Source organism: Modicisalibacter coralii (assembly GCF_004117855.1).
Classification (GTDB): domain Bacteria; phylum Pseudomonadota; class Gammaproteobacteria; order Pseudomonadales; family Halomonadaceae; genus Modicisalibacter; species Modicisalibacter coralii.
The window spans coordinates 1-23,415 of sequence record NZ_QWBW01000032.1 but is presented as its reverse complement, the minus strand read 5'-3'; the positions used below and the strand labels follow the sequence as shown (position 1 = coordinate 23,415).

General features: G+C 64.7%; 20 protein-coding genes and 1 pseudogene. 6 read left to right on the top strand and 15 right to left on the bottom strand.

From position 1 onward, the window contains the following. Positions 1-143 precede the first annotated feature (143 nt). On the top strand, positions 144-1,097 hold the full coding sequence (gene corA / locus D0901_RS16505; protein ID WP_129141395.1) for a magnesium/cobalt transporter CorA: 954 nt from the start codon (positions 144-146) through the stop codon (positions 1,095-1,097). A 20-nt stretch (positions 1,098-1,117) separates the two neighbouring features. Here corA and cadR read toward each other — a convergent pair whose 3' ends face one another. From cadR to D0901_RS16480, 5 genes are all read right to left on the bottom strand, one after another. Further along, a complete protein-coding gene (gene cadR, locus D0901_RS16500) occupies positions 1,118-1,579 on the bottom strand; it encodes a Cd(II)/Pb(II)-responsive transcriptional regulator (protein ID WP_129141394.1) in 462 nt (153 codons plus the stop codon). A gap of 261 nt (positions 1,580-1,840) precedes the next feature. Continuing rightward, the gene (locus D0901_RS16495; RefSeq protein ID WP_129141393.1) at positions 1,841-2,884 is read right to left on the bottom strand and encodes a GlxA family transcriptional regulator; all 1,044 of its coding nucleotides are present in this window, start codon (positions 2,882-2,884) and stop codon (positions 1,841-1,843) included. 195 nt (positions 2,885-3,079) lie between these two features. Further along, positions 3,080-4,366: a TRAP transporter large permease gene (locus D0901_RS16490; RefSeq protein ID WP_129141392.1), complete on the bottom strand. Its 1,287-nt coding sequence runs from the start codon at positions 4,364-4,366 to the stop codon at positions 3,080-3,082. Beyond that, on the bottom strand, positions 4,363-4,797 hold the full coding sequence (locus tag D0901_RS16485) for a TRAP transporter small permease (protein WP_233440453.1): 435 nt from the start codon (positions 4,795-4,797) through the stop codon (positions 4,363-4,365). The genes D0901_RS16490 and D0901_RS16485 overlap by 4 nt, the downstream gene beginning before the upstream one ends. A gap of 99 nt (positions 4,798-4,896) precedes the next feature. Beyond that, positions 4,897-5,919: a TRAP transporter substrate-binding protein gene (locus tag D0901_RS16480; protein ID WP_129141390.1), complete on the bottom strand. Its 1,023-nt coding sequence runs from the start codon at positions 5,917-5,919 to the stop codon at positions 4,897-4,899. Between the two features lie 429 nt (positions 5,920-6,348). Between D0901_RS16480 and D0901_RS16475 the strand changes: the two genes are divergently transcribed. Then, positions 6,349-6,834 carry a hypothetical protein gene (locus D0901_RS16475; protein WP_129141389.1) on the top strand — a complete coding sequence of 162 codons (486 nt, stop codon included), beginning with the start codon at positions 6,349-6,351 and terminating at the stop codon, positions 6,832-6,834. 202 nt (positions 6,835-7,036) lie between these two features. Here D0901_RS16475 and D0901_RS16470 read toward each other — a convergent pair whose 3' ends face one another. The 6 genes from D0901_RS16470 to D0901_RS16445 form a co-directional block, all read right to left on the bottom strand. Further along, a complete protein-coding gene (locus D0901_RS16470; protein ID WP_129141388.1) occupies positions 7,037-7,759 on the bottom strand; it encodes a glutamine amidotransferase-related protein in 723 nt (240 codons plus the stop codon). Positions 7,760-7,804: 45 nt separating this feature from the next. Further along, a complete protein-coding gene (locus D0901_RS16465; protein ID WP_129141387.1) occupies positions 7,805-8,989 on the bottom strand; it encodes an iron-containing alcohol dehydrogenase in 1,185 nt (394 codons plus the stop codon). A gap of 99 nt (positions 8,990-9,088) precedes the next feature. Then, the gene (locus tag D0901_RS16460; RefSeq protein WP_129141386.1) at positions 9,089-10,474 is read right to left on the bottom strand and encodes an aldehyde dehydrogenase family protein; all 1,386 of its coding nucleotides are present in this window, start codon (positions 10,472-10,474) and stop codon (positions 9,089-9,091) included. A gap of 173 nt (positions 10,475-10,647) precedes the next feature. Further along, positions 10,648-12,027 carry a glutamine synthetase family protein gene (locus tag D0901_RS16455; protein WP_129141385.1) on the bottom strand — a complete coding sequence of 460 codons (1,380 nt, stop codon included), beginning with the start codon at positions 12,025-12,027 and terminating at the stop codon, positions 10,648-10,650. Positions 12,028-12,060: 33 nt separating this feature from the next. Beyond that, positions 12,061-13,572, bottom strand: a complete 1,512-nt coding sequence (locus D0901_RS16450; protein WP_129141384.1) for an amino acid permease — start codon at positions 13,570-13,572, stop codon at positions 12,061-12,063. Between the two features lie 238 nt (positions 13,573-13,810). After that, positions 13,811-14,767 carry a LysR family transcriptional regulator gene (locus D0901_RS16445; protein WP_129141383.1) on the bottom strand — a complete coding sequence of 319 codons (957 nt, stop codon included), beginning with the start codon at positions 14,765-14,767 and terminating at the stop codon, positions 13,811-13,813. Positions 14,768-14,883: 116 nt separating this feature from the next. Between D0901_RS16445 and D0901_RS16440 the strand changes: the two genes are divergently transcribed. Next, the gene (locus tag D0901_RS16440) at positions 14,884-15,678 is read left to right on the top strand and encodes a TraX family protein (RefSeq protein ID WP_203234886.1); all 795 of its coding nucleotides are present in this window, start codon (positions 14,884-14,886) and stop codon (positions 15,676-15,678) included. Between the two features lie 14 nt (positions 15,679-15,692). Here the strand turns inward: D0901_RS16440 and D0901_RS16435 are convergent, their stop codons facing one another. Next, positions 15,693-17,942, bottom strand: coding sequence for a putative bifunctional diguanylate cyclase/phosphodiesterase (locus D0901_RS16435; protein ID WP_129141381.1), 2,250 nt, complete (start codon positions 17,940-17,942; stop codon positions 15,693-15,695). A 564-nt stretch (positions 17,943-18,506) separates the two neighbouring features. Here D0901_RS16435 and D0901_RS16430 point away from each other — a divergent pair. From D0901_RS16430 to D0901_RS16420, 3 genes are all read left to right on the top strand, one after another. Continuing rightward, entirely contained in the window at positions 18,507-19,610 is a 1,104-nt protein-coding gene (locus D0901_RS16430; protein WP_129141380.1) for a malate dehydrogenase, read from the top strand. A 136-nt stretch (positions 19,611-19,746) separates the two neighbouring features. Further along, positions 19,747-20,433 (top strand): SDR family oxidoreductase, encoded by a 687-nt coding sequence (locus tag D0901_RS16425; RefSeq protein WP_129141379.1) that lies wholly within the window; start codon positions 19,747-19,749, stop codon positions 20,431-20,433. Between the two features lie 213 nt (positions 20,434-20,646). Further along, complete coding sequence (locus D0901_RS16420; protein ID WP_233440452.1) at positions 20,647-20,874, top strand: XRE family transcriptional regulator; 228 nt, start codon at positions 20,647-20,649, stop codon at positions 20,872-20,874. Between the two features lie 53 nt (positions 20,875-20,927). On the opposite strand, the gene D0901_RS16415 is transcribed toward D0901_RS16420, so the two are convergent. The 3 genes and pseudogenes from D0901_RS16415 to D0901_RS16405 form a co-directional block, all read right to left on the bottom strand. After that, a complete protein-coding gene (locus D0901_RS16415) occupies positions 20,928-21,410 on the bottom strand; it encodes a metallophosphoesterase family protein (protein WP_203234885.1) in 483 nt (160 codons plus the stop codon). 5 nt (positions 21,411-21,415) lie between these two features. Next, the gene (ilvD, locus tag D0901_RS16410; protein WP_129141377.1) at positions 21,416-23,107 is read right to left on the bottom strand and encodes a dihydroxy-acid dehydratase; all 1,692 of its coding nucleotides are present in this window, start codon (positions 23,105-23,107) and stop codon (positions 21,416-21,418) included. A gap of 99 nt (positions 23,108-23,206) precedes the next feature. Beyond that, positions 23,207-23,415 (bottom strand): annotated as a pseudogene (locus D0901_RS16405) (sodium:solute symporter); the annotation flags it as partial.

Below are 23,415 nucleotides of genomic sequence, written 5' to 3'. Positions count from 1 at the left end.
CGCCCCGGCCATGCCGGGGCGCCCGCCTCCCCGCTCCCTTTCCTCCCGGACTTCCATTTCCCCTTCCCGCCTGCCAGCTCGGTTGGCTTGACGGGCTCGAACGCCTACTCTGTGCGCATCCACGCAATCACTCAGGGCCGTCGATGATTCGCACCTTTCAGCTGCAGCGCCAGACCATCAAGGAAGTCACCGAAGAGACCCAGCCCCTGGCCAGCCGCCTGGGGCAGGCCACCTGGATCGACGCCCACGAACCCGACGACGCCGAGCGCGAACGGCTCAATGCCTTTCTCGCCGACGAATTGCCCGCCACCGACGAGGTCGAGGAGATCGAGTCCTCGGCACGCTACTTCGTCGATGCCGACGGCATTCACGTGCACTCGCTGTTCCTGTCGCAGAGCGAGGGGCGCCATGGCACCACCACGGTGGCCTTCATCCTGCAGCCGGAACGACTGATCACCTTCCGCGATTGCGAACTCGCCGATTTTCGCCTTCTACGGCTGCGCGCGCGCAGCGGCCAGGTCGAGGCCGACTCGGCCCAGAACCTGATGATGACGATCTTCGAGCAGAAGGTGGAGAATCTCGCCGACACCCTCGAGGACATCCATCGCAAGCTCGAGGACGTCAGCCACCTGGTGCTCGAGGAAGAGGACTCGGACCTCGAGGATGCCATCGACCAGCTCGCCAAGCTCGAGGACAGCAACGGCAAGATCCGTCTGTGTCTGATGGATACCCAGCGTTCGGTGTCGTTCCTGATTCGCCACCTGCGCGGCCACGGCGACATTCAGGAAACCGCCCGCGAGGTGATGCGCGACGTCGAGACGCTGATGAGCCACACCGCCTTTCTGTTCGACAAGATCAACTTCCTGATGGACTCGACCCAGGGCTTCATCAACATCCAGCAGAACCAGATCATCAAGATCTTCTCGATCGCCGCGGTGGTCTTCCTGCCGCCGACCCTGGTGGCCAGCATCTACGGCATGAACTTCGAGTACATGCCGGAACTCTCCTGGCCGTTCGGCTACCCCTTCGCGCTGGGGCTGATGGTCGCCGCCGGGGTGTCACCGTATCTGTACTTCAAGCACAAGAACTGGCTCTAGCCCGCCACCTACCGCCCGTCTCAATGAGCGTGGGTACCGCCGATATGCTCCACCGCCGTGGTGGGCGGCGTATCGGTGTTCTCCTCGTCGGCGGGCTGAGCGAGCTCACGCAGGATGCCACAGGCGCCGGTCTCGCCATCGCCGCGACAGCGCGCCCGCAGATCGACGAGCGCCTGGCGCAGGCTCGCGAGCTGGGCCAGGCGCGTCTCCACGTGGCCGATGTGCTCATCGATCAGTGCGTTGACCTCGGCACAGTCGCGTTCGGGATGATCGCGATGCATCAAGAGGGTACGGATCTCGCCGAGGGTCATGTCGAGCGCCCGGCAGTGGCGGATGAAGGTCAGGCGTTCCACGTGTGTGGCGTCGTAGAGCCGGTAGTTACCGGCACTGCGTGACGGCTCGGGCAGCAGGCCCTCTCTCTCGTAGTAGCGAATCGTCTCCACCTGGCAGGCGGTCTGACGCGCCAGTTCGCCGATCTTCATCACAGCCTCCTTTAGATACCGTCCCATGCCATCCCGCTTGCCAAGAACCCGAGGACAGAACCCCGTAAGCCGTAAATTCTACACCACGGCCCTTTATTACCCTGGGCGGAAAAAGCCCGAGTCCTTTCCATGGCATCACATCCTGGCCGACAGTCAACGCATGGTGCGGCACAGCATACAGTCGGGAAATGGGCCTCTTGCCGAACCACAACGGCTCCGGGCCGCCACAACGGTAAGCTACACCACCTCACCAGTCGGTTCTCATCGGACCTCGCGATGCCCCTTGCGGAAGCGCCCCGGAGAGATACCGAACAACCGACCGAAACAGCGCCTGAAATGAGAAATACTGACGAACCCGGTGGCCACGGCGATGTCGGTCAGCGATTTGTTGGTTTGTTGCAAGAGTTGACGAGCCCGAGTCAATCGCAGTTCAAGGTAATAGCGTGAGGGCGTGGCGTCGAGGTGCTTGAAGAACAGGCGCTCCAGTTGACGCCTTGAAATATTCACGAAGGCGGCCAGATCTTCAATCGTCAAGGGTTCATCGATATTGTGGCGCATCAGCTCCAGCGCACTCTTCAACGATTGGGGGAGCGTCATGTCCCGGTCTATACCCATGGCCGACACGTCGACCACTTCTGCCATCTTGTCACAGCTCAAGATCTCTTCGACGGCACTGACGACCCCTTTTTCACAGTCTGCATTGATAATCGACAGCATCATGTCCAGGGAACTGTTCGCGCCTGCACAACTTACCCGATCCCTATCAATCACATGGTTTCTCTGCGAAATACCGACATCCGGAAACTCTTCCGCCATCATGGCCCGGCCATCGGGATGGAAAGCACACTCGTAGCCATTCAACAACCCGGCCTCGGCGATAAAATACGCACCATTCCACAACCCACCCAGAATACAGCCTGCATGATCCGCCGCTTTAAGCTTGTTTCTGAGAGTGGAAGAAGAGCGCAACTCGAGACGAAACCCGCCACACAGGAATATATAATCAAAATCTTTCTCCGACAGGGAGTCCAAGGGTAAATCAGCGGTAATTTCAAGCCCCAGATCACTGACAACCTTGTTGCCATCGAGGCTCACGACGACAAAATCATAATCGATATCGGATTTCACGAGTTCAGCCGTAACAAGAACGTCCAGTGCGCCTGTCAAAGCCATCAGGGAAAAATTATCAAATAGCAAGAAAGCAAATCGACGCCTGACGACGCGACGTTTTCCAGCCTCCCCCTCATTGATAAAAGCCCTATTCTTATCAACTAAAGGACTCTCGAATCGCGAGCGAATCACCATACTTTTTTACCGGAAGTTATTGTCATTTAAATCCGGACCCACCAAACAAAAAATATTAAAAACTCGGCCAACGCCAGATCAAGTCTGGCAGTCGACGGAAATGCCGCGAAATTCACTCGGGCAACATCAGCGGAAACGAAAATCTGCGCGCCTCAAGAATAGACGAAAATATTCAAGGCATCTACCGAGGGCCACCTAAAAAAGATTAGGTAACCAGAGAACCAGATCGGGTAATGCGGTGAACAAGCCAACGGCCGCCAGCAGAATCATCCAATAGGGTAGCGAGGCCATGGCAGCCTCGGGGAGCGCCACCTCATTGCGGGTTATCGAGCAAAGTACAAAAAGATTGAGGCCCACGGGCGGTGTGATCATGCCGATTTCCATCAGCAGCGTCACGATGACACCGAACCAGACAGGATCGAAGCCCAGACTGGTAACCATGGGGAATGTGATGGGCAGAGTCATCAGGAGCAGGGATATCCCGTCAAAGAAACACCCAAGCACCAGGTATACGAGCACGATCATCAGCAAGATGCCGTAGCGACCCAGCCCCAGACCAGCGATCGAGTCGACGGCGGCCCTGGGCAAGCCAAGCAGGCTCACTGCCTGTGACAAGATCACGGTTCCTATCAGGATCATGGCGATGGCGCCAAACATCATCGATGCGTGCTTGAAGGCTTCCCACAGTTTCCTGGTCGTGAGATCGCCCCACGTCATACCGAGCACGATACTGGCCGACACCCCCAGCGCGGCCGCCTCGGTGGGGGTTGCAATGCCCATATAGATGGTGCCCAGCACGAAGAAGATCAGGATAGGCAATGGCCAGACTTCCAGCAGACCTCGCCTGACTGCCCGCCAATCCATTTCACCATCGCGTGTCGGTGCGACGGAACTGCCGATACTCGACCGAATCATGATCCAGGCAAAGAACGCCAAGGCGATCATCAGGCCAGGCAACATACCCGCCAGGAACAACTTGCCGATCGAGACATTCTGGGTCGCGCCGTAGATCAGCAGGGCCAAGCTGGGCGGGATCAGCAATCCCAGCGTCCCACCGGCCGCCAGAGTCCCCACGATCATGCTGGGCGAATAGCCACGACGGCTCAGTTCGGGGTAACCGACCGAGCCAATGGCCGCCGCCGTAGAGGTGCTCGAGCCACTCACCGCCCCGAACAGCGTGCAAACCGCGATATTGGTATGCAGTAGCTGGCCCGGCACTCGCCGAAAGAGCGGGGTGAGACCATTGTAGACCCGCGTGGAAACGCCACTGGCCAGCAGGATGTCTCCGAGAAAGATGAACAGCGGTACGGCACTGAGCGTGAATTCGGTCAGTAGATTCCAGGCCGAATTTATCGCCAAGGCCGATGCACCGCCGGCCTGGAAATGCAGCAGAATGAACCCGGTCAGACCGAGGGCAGCGCCAAGCACGGCACCACTGCCGAGGAAGACCAGCAGACTGACACTGAGGATCGCCCAACTCATGACGAGTGATCTCCGGATGCCGTACCTTCGTTTCGAGCAGGGCTACGCAGACCATTCCTCACGACGATCAGAATACACAGCAGCATCGAGGCGGGCATCAGCGCCATCCAAGGCCACAGCAGAACGCCACTGATCTCGGAACGTGACTCGATCTGGAAGGAGAACATCATGAAATCCCAAGACTGGTAGGCGAAGATGCCGGCGAAGATGACCAGAATCGCATTGGCAATGATATCCGCTGCCACGGCCATTCTTTCGGAAAAGGTGCGCACCAGCAGGTCGATCCGAATGTGCTGACTGGTGTTGAGCACATGGGGTAATGACAGGAACGAGAGCGAGAGAAACAGCAGACCGGAAAGCTCATCGGAAAATCCGATGGGGCTCCCGGCGAGGTATCGCATCAGGGTGCTGACGAGCACCAGGCCCGTCATGAACACCCCACCACACACGCCTATCAGGAATATCCCATATACCAGTCTGTCCAACCCCACAGACAAGACTTTCATCCCAGCGCCCCTCTCGCGAACGACCTACGTGGCATCATCCTGAAGCTCGTTGGTCACCGTTTCGTAGTAGCGGATACCATCGTCTCCAGCCTCACTGGCCATGTCGTGCCAAGCCGCCCAAGCCGCATCGACGAAGGTTTTCACATCCTCATCCGAGAACGCCGGCAGCATGGTGATACCCATGGCCTCGCGCTCCTTACGGGCCTGAGCTTCGCGCTCCGGATCCACCGCGCTTTCACGGGTCTCCTCCCAGATCTCCTCACCGGCTCGGGTCAAGGCCTGCTGCTGCTGTTCGTCCAGGTTATTCCAGGTTTTGTCACTGACCCCAAACATCCAGGGTGACGCTGCCCAAGGGTGCAGATACGCTTCGTAGTCGGTCACTTCCTGCAGGGAAACGGTCTTGGCCACAGTCGATAGATAGTAGGCACAATCCACGACACCGGTTTGCAATGCCAAGTACATGTCATTCTGCGGAATGACCTGAGCCGAAATCCCCAGCCGCTCAAAGGTGTCGACGAGATGCCCGGACCACACCCTGACCTTCTTGTCGCGCAGCCCCTCAAGAGTGTTGATCGGCTCCTTGCAGTGCAGGCCCACATCGAAGACCGGCGCGACGACGCCGCCGACAGTATGGATGCCCCAGTCGGCATAGCCCTCGCGATACAGTTCTCGCAGAGTCGGTAGGATGTCGAGGTGCTGTTCCGCCTCGGTGATGGCGCCCTGGGCATAGATCGAGGCCATTTCCGGCGCATCGCGGTTGTAGTATTCGCCATACATCAGGGCCATATCGACCATGCCCCGCTGCATGATGCGTAGCATGTCGGCTTCTTTCAATCCCAGCGAACCGGCATGGTAAACCTCGACCTGCAACTGGCCATCGGAATATGCCTCGACCAGATCGGAAAAACGTTCCAGATAGGCCGCCTCGGGACGCGACTCCGCCAGCCCGCTATGAAACTTCAATGTCTTGGCATCCGACCAGGCGTTGGCGGCGGCAGTCATCAGCACCAGGGAAGACACGCCCATCAGAAGTTTTTTTCTTGTCATTTTCAGCCCTCGTTATTGTCGATTGTCTTTCTTTAAATTCTCACAAAAGCCCGTAACTTCCGACACTATATGCGACCAATCAGGCTCCAAATGCGGCACCCCGAACCAGACTATTGACAAGCCCAACGAATCATGACCAAACCATTTCCCCCACGCCATCATGAGGCGATGCAGTCCTTTTGATATCTCTCCGCGATAACCGACGGATACCACCTCAGCGCTGGCTACGTTCTCAAGCTCCGAGGCTCAACTCGGGAAATGCCTGTCCCCGCAACACCAGCCAACAACGGCCGGCCGATCACGCGCATACGGCGTCACCGCGAATCGCCGTTGCAAGGGTCGGCCAAGCCCCTGAACAGACAGCCACAGGCCGCGGTTGGCCATGAAATTGCTTGATGCACGGCATCACCACACCGACCCGGAGGCGACATGTTGAACTACGGACTGGAAGCGGCACGCATCGATCCCCACCTCATGGCGCCCTATACCACACTACGGCTGGGGGACGGAACGACCTGGCGCGTGCGTCATCGCGAGAACGTCATCCTGTTGCCCAGCGACGCCCGTCGCCGCCGGTTGCGGCGGTCCGGCCTGCCGGCGAGCGCCCTGTGGTGGGATGCCCGGGGCATTCGCAACGCCCGCGAGCACTGGTACTGGCAGCCCGAGGTCTCGGGCGAGACGGCACCCTGGCTGGAGACCATTCATCGCAGCTGGCCCTACCATCCCCCCGGCTGGCTGCTCGACGCCGATCTGGTGGTGCTGCACGGCAACGCCTTCGCCCGCGAGAAGACCCGACGCCAGCACCAGCAGCGCGCCCTGATACGCTTCTGGCGGTACCGTCGAACGCCGCTGCTCTACCTGGCCATCGACGGCCGCGATGCCTGGCACATGCAGCGGCTGACCAGCGAACGCTGACCGCGCACCGTTGCGGGGCGAACCCAGCCCGAGCCGCACCGCGGACGGGCGACCTCCCTCGCTCTTGCCCGCCCTTGCGTGCTGCCGGCGCATCCGCCGCGGGCCTCGGCGGATTGGCACGGAAACTGCTTTATCTTCCGTGCATCGCCTCAGCGGCGGTATCCCTCGCGGGTGCCGCCGCTCGTTTTATCCGCTCGCAGCGTCACGCCGCGCGCCGTTCGATCGCCTCGCGCATGAAGTTGAGGATCCAGCGCACCATCAACTGGTCGTCGACCGGCGCATTGAGCGAAGCCAACCCTTCGCGTACCCGGTTGCCGGGGATCTTGTCACGGCGCCGCGTCATCAGATCCGCCGAATAATCCTTGGCGAATTCCGGATGGCCCTGCACGCCGAGGAAGATCTCGCCGACCTGCATCACGTAGATCGGGCAGAAGTCGCTCTCGGCGAGCACACAGGCACCGGCGGGCAGTCGGCTCACCTGATCCTGATGACTGACCACCAGGTCCAGCCCCTCCTGCCACGGCTGCATCCACTCGGCGCGTTCGGTGAGACGGTTGAACGACATCCCCACGCCCCAGCCGCGTTCGCTCTTGACCACCTCGCCGCCCAGCGCCTTGGCGATCAGTTGATGACCGAAGCAGATCCCCACCAGCGGCTTGTCGGCGGCCCACAGCTCGCGGATGAACGCACACAGCGACTCGATCCACGCATCGCCGTCGTTGACGCCGTACTTGGACCCGGTGGTCAGCCAGGCATCAACGGCATCGACATCCCCGGGAATCTCGCCGTCGAGACAGCGCCAGACGCGAAATTCCAGGGTCGGATCGACGGCACTGAACAGCCGCTCGAACATCTCGGGATAGTTGCCGTGACGAGGCTGCAGCGCCTCGTCGACGTCGTCGCACTGCAGCAGGCCGATTCGCATATCGCAGACTCCTCGGTTGGCGAAAGTGGCGGTTTCGCCAATAGTCTAAAGGCGTCCCTCCACCGCCGACAGGAACACCGCCTGGTAGCGTTGCGCATCGAAGGCGATCGGGTTGGAAGCCGACGACGGATCCGCCACGGCCATCCGCCCCACCCGCTCGGCGCGGGCGCCATCGATGCCCAGCTCGGTCAGGCTGTGTGGAATGCCCAGACGCTCGCGCAACTCGAGGACCCAGTCGATCACCGCCGTCGTGCCCGGCTGGCGCAGATCGAGATAGCGCCCCAGGCGCACCATGGGCTCGCCGATCGCGCATTCGTTGGCCCGCAGTACATAGGGCATCAGCACCGCGTTGAGCGTGCCGTGGTGGGCGTCGTAGAGCGCGCCCAGGGGGTGCGCCAGGGCGTGCATCGCTCCCAGGCCACGCTGGAAGGCGGTGGCGCCCATCATCGAGGCCACCAGCATCTGCTGGCGTGCCACCCGATCCTCGCCGTCGGCATGGGCGGCCGGCAGGAAGTCGCGGATCCGGCGCATGCCCTCGACCGCGATACCCTCGGCCATGGGATGGTAGTTGGGTGAACACCATGCCTCCATGCAGTGCGACAGCGCGTCCATGCCGGTGGCGGCGGTGATCGCCGGCGGCAGCCCCACGGTGAGCTCGGGATCGAGGATCACCGTCTTGGGCATCATGCCGGGATGAAAGATGATCCGCTTGACCTCGGCCTGCTCGTCGGTGATCACCGACGCGCGCCCCACCTCGGAGCCGGTGCCGGCCGTGGTGGGCACGGCGACCACCGGGACGACCGCCCGGCCATCGGCGTTCTTCCAGTTGTCGCCGATATCCTCCAGCGACCACAGCGACACCCCGTCGGCCTGCTTGGCCATCAGCGCCACCGCCTTGGCGGCATCGAGCCCGGAACCACCGCCGAAGGCGATCACCCCGTCATGGCCGCCATCGCGGAAGGCCGCGACACCGTCGGCGACGTTACGCCCGGTGGGATTGCCCTTGATGGCGCTGAACACCGCACAGGCGAGCCCCGCTTCGCGACAGCGCTCGACGGCCGACGCGACCATCGGCAGCTCGGCAAGCCCCGGGTCGGTGACCAGCAGCGGCGCGGTCATGCCCAGCGCCCGGCACGCCTCGGCAAGCTCGCGAATGCGCCCCGCCCCGGTGCGGATCTCGGCGGGATAGTTCCAGGTGGTGGTGAACGGGCTGGTAGCGTGGTGGCTCATAAGGACCTCGTTTCGTTAGAGCCATGAGCCTGAAGCTGTAAGCGTTAAGTACCCCCATTCAGCTTACGGCTTACGGCTTACGGCTTACGGCTTACGGCTTCAAGCATGTTTGAGATGAAAGGACTTGGGCCTCGTCAACGTCTCGTACCCCACCCGCGACAGCGAGCAGCCGCGCCCCGACTGCTTGACGCCGGTCCAGGCCAGCTCGGGGTCGAGGTAGTCGCAGCGGTTGGTGAACACCGTGCCGGCCTCGAGGCGCCGGGCGATCGCCTCGCCGGCGTCGATGTCGCGGGTGAACACCGCCGCGGTCAGGCCGAAGTCGCTGTCGTTCATCAACCGTACCGCCTCGTCGTCGGAGTCCACCGGCATGATGCCGAGCACCGGGCCGAAGCTCTCCTCGTGCATCACCGCCATCGAGTGGTCGACCCCGGTGAGCAGTTGCGGCGCCAGATAGGCACTGCCCGGCGCCGACAACGGGTAATCACCGGGATCGATCCACGCCCTGGCGCCGGCGGCCACCGCCGCCTCGATCTGTCGGCGCACGAAATCGGCAGCCGAAGGGCGCACCAGCGGCCCCAGCGTGGTCTGCGGATCGGTGGGGTTGCCGAGCCGCAACTGGCGCACCCAGGCCACCGCCCGCTCGAGAAAGGCATCGAATATCTCGCGATGGACGTAGAGGCGCTCGATGGCGCAGCAGCTCTGCCCCGAATTGAAGAAGGCGCCGTCCAGCACCCCCGGTACCGCGGCATCCAGATCGACATCGGCGCGGATGTAGGCCGGGTCCTTGCCGCCCAGTTCCAGCCCGGTGGCGATGAAGCGCCCGGCGGCATTGCGCTCGACCATCGCCCCGCCGGCCACCGAGCCGGTGAAGGACACATGACGCACGCGCCGATCGCGAATCACCGCCTCGACCGCCTCGTGGGACAGGTGCAGGAACTGGAACACCCCCTCGGGCAGCCCCGCGGCGTCGAAGGCCGCCTGCATACGCTCGGCACACAACGGCGTCTGGGCGGAATGCTTGAGGATCACCGTATTGCCGGCCATGATCGCCGGCACCACGGCGTTCACCGCGGTCATGAAAGGGAAGTTCCAGGGCGCGACGATCAGCGACACCCCCAGCGGCTCGCGGGTGATGTAGCGCGTGAAACCCGGCTTGTCGGCCAGGCGGATCGGTGCCAGCGCCTCCTCGGCGAGGGCGATCATGCCGCGGGCGCGCTCCTCGAAGCCACCGATCTCGCCGCCCGCCGCGGCGATCGGCCGGCCCATCTGCCAGGTCAGTTCCTCGCAGAGCCTGTCGCGCATCGCCACGAAGGCATCGACCATCGCCAGGCAGATCCGCGCCCGCTCGTCCAGCGACACCTCGCGCCAGCGGCGCTGCGCCTCGACGGCCTGGGCGAGCGCCATCTCGATGCGCGCCGGCGTTGCCTGTTCGCGCTCGACGTAGACGCTGCCGTCCACCGGGGAAATCGTTTGTTGTAGGGTCATGATCCAACTTTCTCTCTCAGTGAAGTCGCGCAGGAAACCTTGAAGACGCGTTATGAGCGAACGCAGGTCGTACGCGGCCGGAGCGCAGGATCCGGAGCCTACTCCAGTAGGTGAGGAATCCGAGCACCGCCCGCGTGCGAGATGTGGAGCGCAATAGCGTATTCATCGTTTCCTCAGATGATTTCGAAATATCGATCCAGCTCCCAATCCGTGATGTGCTTGCGGAACTCCCGCTCCTCCCATTCGCGGGTCGCCGCGAAGTGCTCGACGAAGGCATCGCCGAACAGCTCGCGCGCCGGCCGCGAGGCCCGAAGCCGCTGGGCCGCGTCCCACAGCGTGCGCGGCAGCGCCTGATGGGCGGGGTGCTGCTGTTCGTAGGCATTGCCCGTGACCGGCTCGTCGGGTTCTAGGCGTTGCTCGATGCCGTAGAGGCCGGCACCGATCGCCGCGGCCAGCGCCAGGTAGGGGTTGGCGTCGGCACTGCCTAGGCGGTATTCGACGCGCTGCGAGACGTCCGAGCCGGGAATCACCCGCAACGCGCAGGTACGGTTCTCGATGCCCCAGGTCGCCTCGGTGGGCGCCCAGAAGCCGGGAATCAGTCGTGTGTAGCTGTTGATGGTCGGCGCGAACATCGCCAGGAACTCCGGCATCAAGCGCTGCTGACCGGCGACGAAGTGACGCTGCACGTCGCTCATGCAGTGCGGCTGGTCGGCGTCGAAGAACGCCGAGCGCCCCGAGTCGCGCTCGCGCAGCGACAGATGGATGTGCCCGCTCTGGCCGGGGTAGTCGGGCGACCACTTGGCCATGAAGGTCGCCATCAGCCCGCGGCGCTGTGCCCAGACCTTGGTGAAGGTCTTGAACAGCGCGCCCTTGTCGCCGGCGGCGAGCGCCGTGTCGACGCCGATCGCCGCCTCGAGAACCCCCGGCCCGGTCTCGGTATGCAGGCCCTCGATGGGAAAGTCCATGCTCTCGGCCAGCGCCAGCAGGTCGTGATAGAGCTCGCCGTGCACCGAACTGCGCAGCATCGAGTAGCCCATCATGTCCGGCGTCAACGGCTTGAGGTGGCGAAAGCCCTTCTCGCGGATCGACTCGGGGGTCTCCTGGAACAGGAAGAACTCGTACTCCAGCGAACCGAAGGCCTCGTAGCCCAGCCCCTCGGCCCGGGCAAGGACCCGCTCGAGCAGACCGCGCGGGCAGAGTTCGCCGGCCGGGCCGTCGAATTCGGCGAGAAACAGCAGCATGTCGCCCTCGAAAGGCACCTCGCGACAACTCTCGGGAACGATGCGCAACGCCGCGTCGGGGTAGCCGGTGTGCCAGCCGGTGAAGCGCACGTTGTCGTAGAGTTCGTCCTTGCTGTCCCAGCCCAGGACCACGTCGCAGAAGGCGAAACCCGACTCCAGCGCACTGAAGAACTTCTTGCGACTCATGTACTTGCCCAGCAGCACGCCATCGATGTCGAACATCCCTACCTTGACGTGGCTGAGCCCGCGCTGCTCGACGATTCGCCGGGCATCCTCGACGGTACGCACCGCCCTCGCTTGACCTTCACTCATTGTCGCTTTCCTTGTCGTTGTCTTGCGCACGGGTCAGGGCTTGGCGCCCGCCCCCTTGGCCTGGGAGGCCCGCTCGCCGTGCTCGACGGCGAACTCCTCCTCGGGCGACAGGATCAGACGATGACGGCCGATCAGGGCGAAGTAGAGGATGCCCACCGCGAACCAGGCGGCCACGCCGACCACCCCGACGCGATACGTCCCGTCACTGAGTTGAAAATAGATGGTTACCAGAGCGATGGCGATGGTCGCCCAGGCGCCGGCATTGCCGAACGGGCTGCGGTAGGGGCGCTCCATGTAGGCGTGGTTCCGGCGCAGCAGAATGAACGAGGCCGCCTGGGCGATGTAGGAGCACATCGCGCCGAACACCGCCATGTTGAGCAGCGTGCCGCCGATCACCGCCGAGCCCTGCGCCGCGCCCAGGCTGAAGAAGCACAGCAGCATGATCACCATGCCGACCGCCGCGCCGACGATCATCGCCACGTGCGGGGTCTTGCGCGTGCCATGGGTCACCGACAGGAAGGTCGGGAAGTAACCGGCCCGCGACAGCGAATAGATCTGCCGCCCCTGGGCGAAGATGATGGTGTGGAAGCTCGAGATCAGGCCGATGATCGCCACCAGGGCGAGGATCTTCGCCGTGCCGGCGCCGTAGATCGCCTTGAAGCCATCGAGCAGCGGTTCGCCGGATTGCCCCAGGGCATAGGCGCCGACACCGACCAGCGACGGATTGAGAAAGAGGATCATGAACGCCGAGACGATCAGCGTGATCATGCCCAGGATGATTCCCTTGGGCATGTCGCGCTTGGGGTCCACCGATTCCTCCGCCGCCAGCGGCAGTTGCTCGATGGCCAGGAACAGCCACACCGCGAAAGGCATCGCCGCCAGCGCCCCACCGATGCCCATGGGCAGGAAGGGGCCGTGGCCGCCCTCCAGCTTGCCGCCGCCGGGAGCGATGTCGAGGGCCCAGGTCGTGAAATCGATGTGCGGGAAGGCGCTGAACCAGAACACCAGCAGCACCGCCAGCGCCAGCAGCGTCACGCTGAGGGTGACCTTGAAGGAGAGCTCGACCCCGACGATGTTGAGCCCCACGAAGACGAGGTAGCCGACCAGCCACCAGACCGGCTGGAAGTCGGGACTCGTCTCGAAGATGCCGGTCAGGTAGGCGCCGATGAAGAACACGATCACCGCCGGGGTGAGGATGTATTCGACGTTCTCGCAAAGCCCGGTGACGAAGCCGCCCCAGGGCCCCATCGACGAACGCGCGAAGGAGTAGGCGGCGCCGGTGTGCGGCAAGGCCGGCGACATCTCGGCGATGCAGAAGGTCAGACCCAGGTACATGATCGCGATCAGGAGCGTCGCGACCAGCATGCCGCCCCAGCCGCCCGAGGCCAGTCCCAGGTTCCAGCCCGAATAGTGCCCCGATATCACCGCCCCGACGCCCAGTGCCCACAGCGACCAGGGCCCGGCGTGACGGCGCAGGCCACGCTTCTCGAAATAGCTCGCATCTTCCTGCTTGTAGTGGATGCTGCTCGACGTCTTGTTTGTCATTGTTCCGCTCCACCGCCTGATCCATGACGACGGTCCTCTCGCCGGAACGCTGAAGACGCGGCACGAAGCCGAAAACGGCGAAACGACCGATACCACGAGCGAGTCTGGTCAGGGTCGCGGGAAACCGGCAACTTCCATCAACCGGGGCGTGGCGGCGACTATCGGAAAAATCGATAATGCCCGCTGATGCGCCATACACCCGCGTCAGTGGCGTCAGCATGGGGCGACCAGCACCGGCTCAGCGCACCCGCACCCGTTCGGCGAGCCACGGCAGATGCTCCGCCAGCTCGTGGCGAAAGCGCGCCTCGAGCAGGCGGCGGGCATCGCGGGCGAGCTGGGCGGGCAGATCGGCCAGTTCGTCGCGACGGGCGACCAGGGTCAGTTCACGCTCGAGCCCGCTGGTGGGGAGCGGCGCGACACGCAGCGACAGGCGCTCCAGCCCGGCCTGATAGAGACACAGCGGCGTGCTGATGGTCCAGCCGATGCCGGCGTCGACCATCCGCAGCAACGCGAAGGTGTTGTCGAGATGCAGCCGGGCCGGCAGCTCCAGCTGGTTGAGGCGCAGGTGACGCTCGATGGCCTGGCCGATCAGCGACTGCGGGGTATAGCGGGCGAAGTCGAGCCGTCGCGACAGCCAGCGCAGGTTATCCACCGGGCCCGACCAGTGAGCGGGCAACACCAGCACGAAGGGTTCCTGCAACAGGGAGTGGCGCTCCAGGCCGTCGTAGTTCTCGAGGCGATCGTCGGAAATGATGATGTCGACGTGACGGGTCAACAGCGCATGACCATGCAGATGCGACAGCCCGGTGGTCAGGGTGTAGCCGCTGGTGTGCCGCTTGATCGCCTCGATCAGCGGCGCGCCCACCGCGGTGGCCAGCGAATCGACCAGCGCCAGCCGGACCTGATGGAGCTGACGGTAGGTACGCCCCTGCAGCTCGCGGCGCACCGCCTGGGCATCGTCGAGCATCTTGCGCGCCCGGTCGTAGAAGAAGCGCCCCGCCGAGGTGGCCTCCAGGGGCCGTGAGTGGCGCTTGAACAGCGGCGTACCCATCGCCTCCTCGAGATTGGCCAGGCTCTGCGAGACCGTCGACTGACGCACGCCCAGGCTCTGTGCCGCCGCGGTCTGGCTGCCGCGCTCGAGCACTTCGACGAAGATCTCCATGCTGCGTAGATCGAATCCGAAACCGCCACGCATCCTGACCGCTCCCTGGCATCGACACCGCTCTTCGGCCCCTCGCAGATACCACGCCGGCACTGGCAAGCGGCGGAGTCTCCCGCTATCGTAGCGCGTCGCATGCCATGGAGCCCGCTATGCGCACCACCGTTTCTTCACGTCCCGGGGCACTCGCCCGCCCCTCCTCGGCCTGGATTGGCTGGGGGCAGTGGATCGCCCTGATCACCATGACCCTCGACCACGTCACGCGCTATCTATTGCCCGAGGCCTGGCACGCCGACTGGGTCGGCTCGTCGCTGGGCCGCATCGCCTTTCCGCTGTTCGCCGGCATGGTCGCCTGGCACGCCCTGTTCAACACCCGCGATCCAATGCGCTACGCGCGACGCATCCTGATCATCGGCCTGATCGCCCAACTGCCCTATCTGACCATGCCGCGCGACGGCTTCCAGTGGAACATCTGCTTCACCCTGACACTGGGTCTGTACTGGGGCAGCTGGCTGCGCAAACTCACCCGCCGCGACGCCACCACGACCTGGCGCATCACCCTTCCGGTTCTGGTCGGTTCGCTGCTGGTCTGGCTATGGCTGGGTCCTTGGATGGAGTACGGGCATCAAGGGCTATTGCTGGTCCCCGCCTACATGCTGGCGATCCACGCGCTGCACCGCGCCAGTGAGACACCGCTGGAACGCCTATCGTCCCTGGCCGCGAGCCTCCCACTGCTGCTGACGGCGGGGCTGATGAATCATTCCTCAATGGCCAAGTCGTTCACGGTCGCCACCGCCACGGTCGTCCTGCTGATGGCCATCGGCGCCTCACAGCGAATCCCCGCGATCGGCTATCGTATGCCGCGCCGTCTCTGGCTGGCCTGGTATCCGGCGCATTTCGCCGCTATCGCCATGCTTTTGTACCTCGTACCGGATCTCGCTCGCTGAACGTCGGCCGGACCTCAACGATTCGAGTGGGCGTGACGGCGCTCCTCGAAGACCTCGAGCAGCGCCGCGTACGGCATCGGCCGAAAGAACCGGAAGCCCTGGAAGCAGTGACAACCATGGGTCTCGAGAAAGGCCTGCTGCTCCGCGGTCTCGATACCCTCGGCGACCACGCTCAGGTGCAGATGCCCGGCCACGGCGATGATGGCCTGGACGATCGCCGCGTCGTTGCTGTCGTCGAGTTCCTGAATGAAGCTGCGATCGATCTTCAGCTCGTCGAGTGGCAGTCGCTTGAGATAGGACAGCGACGAATAGCCCACCCCGAAATCGTCGATCGCCAGTCCCACGCCGATCCCCTTGAGAATGCGCATCGTCTCGATGGTCTCGAACAGGTCGTCGATCAGCACCCCTTCGGTTATCTCGAGCTGCAAACGCGCCGGATCGATGCCCGAACGACTCACGCAGGACTCGACGGCCTCGATGAAGTTCGCCTGACCGAACTGACGCGGACTGATGTTGATCGACAGCCGCGGCAGGCAACGGGCATCCAGCCGCTGCAGGGTCTCGCAGGCCCGAACCAGCACCCAGTCGCCGAGTTCGAGGATCAGGCCGCTCTCTTCCGCCACCGGAATGAACTCGGCCGGCGAGACCATGCCGCGCTTGGGATGGTGCCAGCGCAGCAGCGCCTCGGCGCCGATGATATGCCCGTCGCTGTCCACCTGCGGCTGGTAATGCAGCTCCAGTTGCCCCGGGTTCTCGAGCGCCTGGCGCAGGTCCTGTTCGAGGGTCAGGCGCTGCAGGGCGACCACATGCATGCTCGGCAGGTAATGACAGGCCCTGGCGCGTCCTTCCGCCTTGGCCTGGTACATCGCCGTCTCGGCCTGCTTGATCAGATCGACGGCGCTTGTCTCGTCATCGCCGAACAGCACGAAACCGATGCTCGGGGTGATCTTGAGACTCCGCTCGGCGATCCGGTAGGGCACCGACAGGGCCTGCATGATGCGCTCGGCGACACGCCTGACGGCAGCACCGGCCTGGTCGTCGTCATGCCTGAGCGAGGGGATCATCACCACGAATTCGTCGCCGCTGACCCGGGCGGCGAGGTCGTCGTCGCGCAGCAGCGCGACCAGACGCTGGGCCGCGACGGTGAGTATCTGGTCGCCCGCCGCATGACCCAGCGATTCATTGACCTTCTTGAAGCGGTCGAGATCGACGAACAGCAAGGCACCGCGCTCGCCTCGCGCCCGACAGCGTACCCGGGTCTGGTCGATCCGGTCGAGCAGCAGACGCCGGTTGGGCAGCGCCGTCAGCGGATCGTAGAAGGCCTGGCGATGGATGGTCGCCTCGGCCTGACGGTGCTCGGTCAGATCCTCGACCACCGCCACCCCGCCGGTGATCTCGCCACGGGAATCGCGGATGCCGCTGAACAGCACACGCAACGGCCGCGAGACCCGGGTCAGGACCGACGTGTAGTCGCCTTCGAAATAGCCCTGGCCGACCGACAGCGCCTGGCTGATCCCGCGGATGAAGCGGGCATCCTCGAGCGTGCCGAACAGGTCCAGACCGATCACTCGCTCTCGCGTGGCACCCATGAACTCGAGCAGCTTGTCGTTGCAATCGATCAGCCGGCCATCCCGGTCGAAATGAAAGACCCCCAGCGGCGAGGCGTGAAAGATCGCCCGATAGCGACTCTCGCTTTCGCGCAGGTCGCGTTCGCGGGCCCCCATCTCGACCTTGAGCCGGATGTTCTCGTGCAACACGCGACTCAAGCGGTAACTGGCCACCAGCACGAAGGCCAGAAACAACGCGACCATCGTCGCGAGCTTCCAGGCCGGCCCGCTGCCGACCCAGGCATACTGGAGGGCCAAGGGTGCGATGAGAGGTACCAGAAACAGCGCCGCCACCCACCAGACGGACGCCAGCGTCGTCACGCCGGCGGCACCGACGCCGGCAATGGTGAGCACCAGGGCCAACTGGTATTGCAGATACTGATGGGGAAACAGCGCGAGACTCGCCGCCCCCCACAGGGCGCCGGACACCAGAGCACCGACGGCGGCGAGGCGCAACCAGCATGGCCGAGCCTGTTCGTCAGGCGGCAGACGGCGGTAACGCCGGCCACAGTCCAGGCGGATCAGCGAGACGACGAGCATGGCGATGAACCACGCCAGCAACTCGGCGTGGGCGACCACCGGCCAGAGTACCCCGACCAGCAACGCGGCGACCAACAGGCTCGCGACGACCGGCTGCCACACACCCTCGTAGAGCATGCGGACCTGCTCGCTGCGTATTCGGTGGCACGTTGGTTCGCTGTCCTGGTCTCTGCTCGGCAAGGCCGACGCCCCCGCTGTGTTCCCTGGTGATAGACCTAGACGCCCGATGATCTCCGGAGCGCACGACATCACTTCGCTCCTCGCGCCGGGTCTGTTTACAGACTTTGCATGTTTGTTTTCTCTTGTTTAGCGAACACCCGCCGGACGAATTAAGCAACCCGCAATAGGGCGAATTCGCGTCAGAAAATGCCTAGCGAGCCGAACGCCCCGACCTCCCCTACCCGGTTTTTCGGCAAGGATGGCGAAAACATGAATCAACGCCCCGCTCGCCCCTTCGCCGGGTGCCGTATACCCGGCAACACTCTCGGGGCGAGGCGCCTATCCTTTGCAGCGGCCAGGGTTGGACGCGTGCGGTTGCATCGCGCTCAGTCCTGCTATGCTTGCCAGGGTGGTAAGTTTCACCTCGAAAGACCTACCATCGATCATTGAGTCATCGCGCGACCGGCGGCGGGAAGCCAGCCGCTGGTCCGCACTACCGTTCAACGAGCCTAGGAAGACCGTATGAAACGCCCGTTTCGCATTGCCGTCACCGGTGCTGCCGGTAGTATCAGCAACTCGCTGCTTTTCCGCCTTGCCGCCGGGGAGGTGTTCGGCAACGACCAGCCCCTGATCCTGCAACTGATCGAGCGGCCGGAGGCCATGGAAGCGCTGCGCGGCATGGCGATGGAGCTCGAGGACTGTGCCTTCCCGTTGCTGCACAACGTTCGTCTGCACGACAACGCCGAGGAGGGTTTCCGCAACGTCGACTTCGCGTTCTTGATCGGCGCCAAGCCGCGCGGACCCGGCATGGAGCGCGCCGACCTGCTCGCCGCCAACGCCGAGATCTTCAGCGCCCAGGGCCGCGCGCTCAACGACCACGCCAATCCCGACGTGCGGGTGCTGGTGGTCGGCAACCCGGCCAACACCAACGCGCTGATCGCCAGCCGCAACGCGCCGGACCTGTCACCCGCCCAGTTCACCGCCATGAGCCGACTCGATCACAATCGGGCCAAGGGCATGATCGCCAACCGGCTGGGCTTCAACAGCGCCGACATCAAGAAGGTCGCCATCTGGGGCAACCACAGCGCCAGCCAGTACCCCGATCTGCATCACGCCGAGGCCATGGGCCAGGCGATCTGGCCGGAGCTGGATCCCAAGTGGGTGGATGACGAATTCATCCCGCGGGTCCAGAAGCGTGGCGCCGAGATCATCACCGCCCGCGGTCAGTCGAGCGCCGCCTCCGCGGCCCAGGGCGCCATCGACCAGATGCGCGACTGGTACCAGGGCACGCCGGACGACGACTTCGTCAGCATGTGCGTGGTCTCCGACGGCAGCTACGGCGTGACCAAGGGCATCGTGTTCTCCTTCCCGGTGCGTTGTCGCTACGGCCGCTACGAGATCGTCCAGGGCCTGCCCATCGACGACGCGGGACAGAAACGTATCGACGCCACCGAGAAGGAACTCCTCGAGGAGAAGGCCGCCGTCGAGCATCTGCTCCCCGACGAGACCGAGGCCCAGCATCTCGACATGCGCGCCACCCTGCGCTCCGGGGCGACACGCTACGGCGAGGAGGACACCCTCGACGATAGCGAGGCCAGCGTCCTGCGCACCGATCGCGTGCTGTAACCCCGCCCGCACCGGCGCGCCCGCCACGGGCGTGCCGGCTCCCCCAGCCCGGCCGCAATCCCCGACGTGCCGGGGCTGACATTGCAATCCTCCTCGCGGCTTACCATGCTGGAAACACTGGCCCGAGGAGACGACCATGAACGACCGTGTATTCCTGATCACCGGCGCTTCCAGCGGCATTGGCGCCGCCACCGCCCGCGCCGCCCATCGCCACGACTACCAACTGGTGCTGGCCGCCCGCTCGGCGGACAAGCTCGAGGCCCTCGCCCGGGAGTTCGGCCCCGAAAAGGTGCTGACCGTCAGTTGCGACGTGACGTCCATGGAGGATCAGCGCGCCATGGTCGAGCAGGCCGTCGAACGCTTCGGACGCCTCGACGTGGTCTTCGCCAATGCCGGCCGTGGCGGTTCACCCGGTGGCTTCAGCGAGGCAGACCATCACGCCTGGCGCGACATGCTGCTGACCAACGTCTACGGGGTGGGGCTGACCATCCAGGCCACGCTGCCCGAATTGCGACGCAGCCACGGGCACATCCTGCTCACCGGCTCCGCCGCCGGCCGCGCCACCATACCCGGCTCGATGTACAGCGCCAGCAAGTGGGCGGTGAGCGGCATCGGCTACAACCTGCGCGAGGAGCTGCGCGGCAGCGGGATCCGCGTCACCCTGATCGAACCGGGCATGGTCGATACGCCCTTCTTCGATCAGGTCCCCGAGAATGCCCTGGAGGCGCGCGACATCGCCAATGCGGTGATGTATGCCGTCGATCAGCCGGCCCACGTCGACGTCAACGAGATTCTCGTGCGACCCACGCCGCCGCGCGACTGACGTCTCGACCGACTCTCGCGGGAGCGCTTGACGGGCGACAAGAAAAAACCCCGAAAAGCGACAATTTCCTCTGGCCTAAGCCGCAAAAATTTCGCATGCTGAGGCAGTCCGATAGCCAGACGATGGAGCCTCATGGACCCGGTACGAAGACGCAGTGACTGTGCCAGACCGGCGCAGTCGACCCCACTGCAGCGCGATTTCGATGTCAGAGACATGGAACGTCGCACCCGACTGATGCGCGTACTGACCCGTCGCATCGCCCTCTCCGAACTCGGCAACCGGGAAATCGCCCGGCGCGCCGGCATCCCTACCCAGCGCATCAGCGACCTGCTCGCCGGACGCCTGGAACACTTCTCCGCCGACGATCTCGAAGCCATTCACGACAGTGTGGCCGGCGTGGTCGATCAGGAGGGGCCCTCCTCGCGAATCACGCCACCCTAGCCGTCACGACGAATAACGACGAAGAAAAACCAACCAAGCGCAAAAGTCCGTGGCTAGACCGGCAGGTGGACGATCGCCCCGCGTACCGCCGAGGCATCGAGCCACAGCTTGCCGACGCAGATCGGCAGGCGAAAGCGCCGACGGCCGGCCGCGCCGGGATTGAACAGCAGCCGGCCGTCGCGCCATTCGTTGCGCGGCTTGTGGGAATGCCCGTGAAGGATGACCTCGGCGGCGGTCGCGGCATCGACGTCGGCGATGTCGTGCACCAGATGCAGCCGGCGGCCGTTGACGTTGAGATCGAGATGCGCCGGCAGCGACTCGGCCCAGCCGGCGGTGTCGATGTTGCCGCGGACCGCGAATACCCGCGCCCGATCCTCAAGCCGCGCGAGGATCGTCCGGTCCTCCTCGCGCGCCCCGACATCGCCGAGGTGCACGATCGCCTCGCAGTCCGCCAGCACGGTCAGCGCCTCGGGGCGCAACTGACCGTGCGTGTCGGCGATCACGCCCAGCGGCGTGGCGATGTGCAGCGTGGTCACGGCGTTCACTCCGGCAGGTCGCTGACCGCCCCCAGCGAGGCCGAGGACACCGTGCGTGCGTACTTGGCCAGCACCCCGCGCCGGTAGCGCGGTTCGGGCTGTCGCCAGGCGGCGCGGCGACGCTCCAACGCCTCCGCGCTCAGGGCGACATCGATGGTATCGGCCTCGGCGTCGATGGTGATCTCGTCGCCGTCCTCGATCAGCGCAATGGGGCCACCGTTGAACGCCTCGGGGGTGACGTGGCCGACCACGAAGCCGTGACTGCCGCCGGAAAAGCGCCCATCGGTGATCAACGCCACCGCGTCGCCGAGGCCGCGCCCCATGATCGCCGAGGTCGGCGTCAGCATCTCGCGCATTCCCGGCCCGCCGCGCGGCCCCTCGTAGCGGATCACCACCACGTCGCCGGCCACCACGCTGCCATCGTTGATGCGCGCCTGGGCCTCCTCCTCGGAACCGAACACCCGTGCGCGACCGGTGAAGCGCGTGCCCTCCTTGCCGGTGATCTTGGCCACCGCCCCTTCCGGCGCCAGGTTGCCGCGCAGGATGCGCAGATGGCTCTGTGCCTTCACGGGGGCGTCGAGCGGCTGAATGATCCGCTGATCGCTCGGGTAGGGCGCGACGTCGGCGAGATTCTCGGCCAGCGTACGCCCGGTCACGGTCAGGCAGTCGCCGTGCAGCAGGCCGGCATCGAGCAGCGTCTTCATCAGCGGCTGGATGCCGCCGATCGCCACCAGTTCGCTCATCATGTAGTGGCCGCTCGGGCGCAGGTCGGCGAGTACCGGAACGCGCTTGCCGATGCGCGTGAAATCCTCCAGCGATACCTCGACGCCGATCGCGCTGGCCATGGCGATCAGGTGCAGCACCGCGTTGGTCGAACCGCCCAGGGCGATGACCAAGGTGATGGCGTTCTCGAACGCCTCGAAGGTCATGATGTCGCGGGGGCGGATGTCACGCTCGAGGAGCTCGAGCACCGCGGCGCCGGCGGCGCGGCTGTCGTCGCGCTTGGTCTGCGACACGGCGTTCTGCGCCGAACTGCCCGGCAGGCTCATGCCCAGCGCCTCGATCGCCGAGGCCATGGTGTTGGCGGTGTACATGCCGCCACAGGAACCCGGCCCGGGGATCGCCGTTTCCTCGATCTGCTTGAGTTCGATGCGATCGATGTCACCGCGGGAGTGCGCGCCCATCGCCTCGAACACCGAGACGATGTCGGTATGATTCTCGCCCGGCAGGATGGTGCCGCCGTAGACGAACACCCCGGGCCGGTCGAGGCGTGCCAGGCCGATCATGCAGCCCGGCATGTTCTTGTCGCAGCCGCCGATCGCCACCACGCCGTCGAAGCCCTCGCAGCCCGCCACCGCCTCGATCGAGTCGGCGATGATCTCGCGCGAGACCAGCGAGTACTTCATGCCCTCGGTGCCGTTGGCGATGCCGTCCGAGATGGTGATGGTATTGAAGATCACGCCCTTGCCGCCCGCCGCGTCGGCCCCGGCGCGCGCCTCGTCGGCGAGACCGCCGATATGGCTGTTGCACGGCGTCACCTGGCTCCAGGTCGAGGCGACGCCCACCTGCGGCCGGGTGAAGTCCTCGTCGGAAAAGCCCACCGCCCGCAGCATGGCACGACTGGCGGCCTTGCCGGGGCCGTCCACCACCGGCGCGGAATGGCGACGGCGCTTGTCCGGGTTGTGCTGATCGCTCATGGGATCTCCTTCGGGGCTGTTCGTTGTGGTGTCAGCATAGTGCGTCCAGTCTGAAAGCCCGCCGGGTGCCACGCAAACGCCACGCCCACCGCAAGCGGCTCACTCCACTTGCCAGACCCGACGCGGGCGAAGCGCGGCGACCAGCAGCGCCACCAGCGCCGACGCCGCCAGGGCCCCGACGAAGGGCGCCAGGGTCGGCGCGCCGCCGGGAAAGCTCGCCGCCAGCAGGGCATCGCCCAGGCTGCCGCGGAGGATCCAGCCCGGCAGGATCGCCCCCGCCAGGCCGGCCAGCGCCCCGGCCACGGCGG

Excerpts from the sequence above, each read along its gene's own strand:
- corA (WP_129141395.1), top strand. The coding sequence starts at position 144 with ATGATTCGCACCTTTCAGCTGCAGCGCCAGACCATCAAGGAAGTCACC.
- cadR (WP_129141394.1), bottom strand. The coding sequence starts at position 1,579 with ATGAAGATCGGCGAACTGGCGCGTCAGACCGCCTGCCAGGTGGAGACG.
- D0901_RS16495 (WP_129141393.1), bottom strand. The coding sequence starts at position 2,884 with ATGGTGATTCGCTCGCGATTCGAGAGTCCTTTAGTTGATAAGAATAGG.
- D0901_RS16490 (WP_129141392.1), bottom strand. The coding sequence starts at position 4,366 with ATGAGTTGGGCGATCCTCAGTGTCAGTCTGCTGGTCTTCCTCGGCAGT.
- D0901_RS16485 (WP_233440453.1), bottom strand. The coding sequence starts at position 4,797 with ATGACGGGCCTGGTGCTCGTCAGCACCCTGATGCGATACCTCGCCGGG.
- D0901_RS16480 (WP_129141390.1), bottom strand. The coding sequence starts at position 5,919 with ATGACAAGAAAAAAACTTCTGATGGGCGTGTCTTCCCTGGTGCTGATG.
- D0901_RS16475 (WP_129141389.1), top strand. The coding sequence starts at position 6,349 with ATGTTGAACTACGGACTGGAAGCGGCACGCATCGATCCCCACCTCATG.
- D0901_RS16470 (WP_129141388.1), bottom strand. The coding sequence starts at position 7,759 with ATGCGAATCGGCCTGCTGCAGTGCGACGACGTCGACGAGGCGCTGCAG.
- D0901_RS16465 (WP_129141387.1), bottom strand. The coding sequence starts at position 8,989 with ATGAGCCACCACGCTACCAGCCCGTTCACCACCACCTGGAACTATCCC.
- D0901_RS16460 (WP_129141386.1), bottom strand. The coding sequence starts at position 10,474 with ATGACCCTACAACAAACGATTTCCCCGGTGGACGGCAGCGTCTACGTC.
- D0901_RS16455 (WP_129141385.1), bottom strand. The coding sequence starts at position 12,027 with ATGAGTGAAGGTCAAGCGAGGGCGGTGCGTACCGTCGAGGATGCCCGG.
- D0901_RS16450 (WP_129141384.1), bottom strand. The coding sequence starts at position 13,572 with ATGACAAACAAGACGTCGAGCAGCATCCACTACAAGCAGGAAGATGCG.
- D0901_RS16445 (WP_129141383.1), bottom strand. The coding sequence starts at position 14,767 with ATGCGTGGCGGTTTCGGATTCGATCTACGCAGCATGGAGATCTTCGTC.
- D0901_RS16440 (WP_203234886.1), top strand. The coding sequence starts at position 14,884 with ATGCGCACCACCGTTTCTTCACGTCCCGGGGCACTCGCCCGCCCCTCC.
- D0901_RS16435 (WP_129141381.1), bottom strand. The coding sequence starts at position 17,942 with ATGCTCTACGAGGGTGTGTGGCAGCCGGTCGTCGCGAGCCTGTTGGTC.
- D0901_RS16430 (WP_129141380.1), top strand. The coding sequence starts at position 18,507 with ATGAAACGCCCGTTTCGCATTGCCGTCACCGGTGCTGCCGGTAGTATC.
- D0901_RS16425 (WP_129141379.1), top strand. The coding sequence starts at position 19,747 with ATGAACGACCGTGTATTCCTGATCACCGGCGCTTCCAGCGGCATTGGC.
- D0901_RS16420 (WP_233440452.1), top strand. The coding sequence starts at position 20,647 with ATGGAACGTCGCACCCGACTGATGCGCGTACTGACCCGTCGCATCGCC.
- ilvD (WP_129141377.1), bottom strand. The coding sequence starts at position 23,107 with ATGAGCGATCAGCACAACCCGGACAAGCGCCGTCGCCATTCCGCGCCG.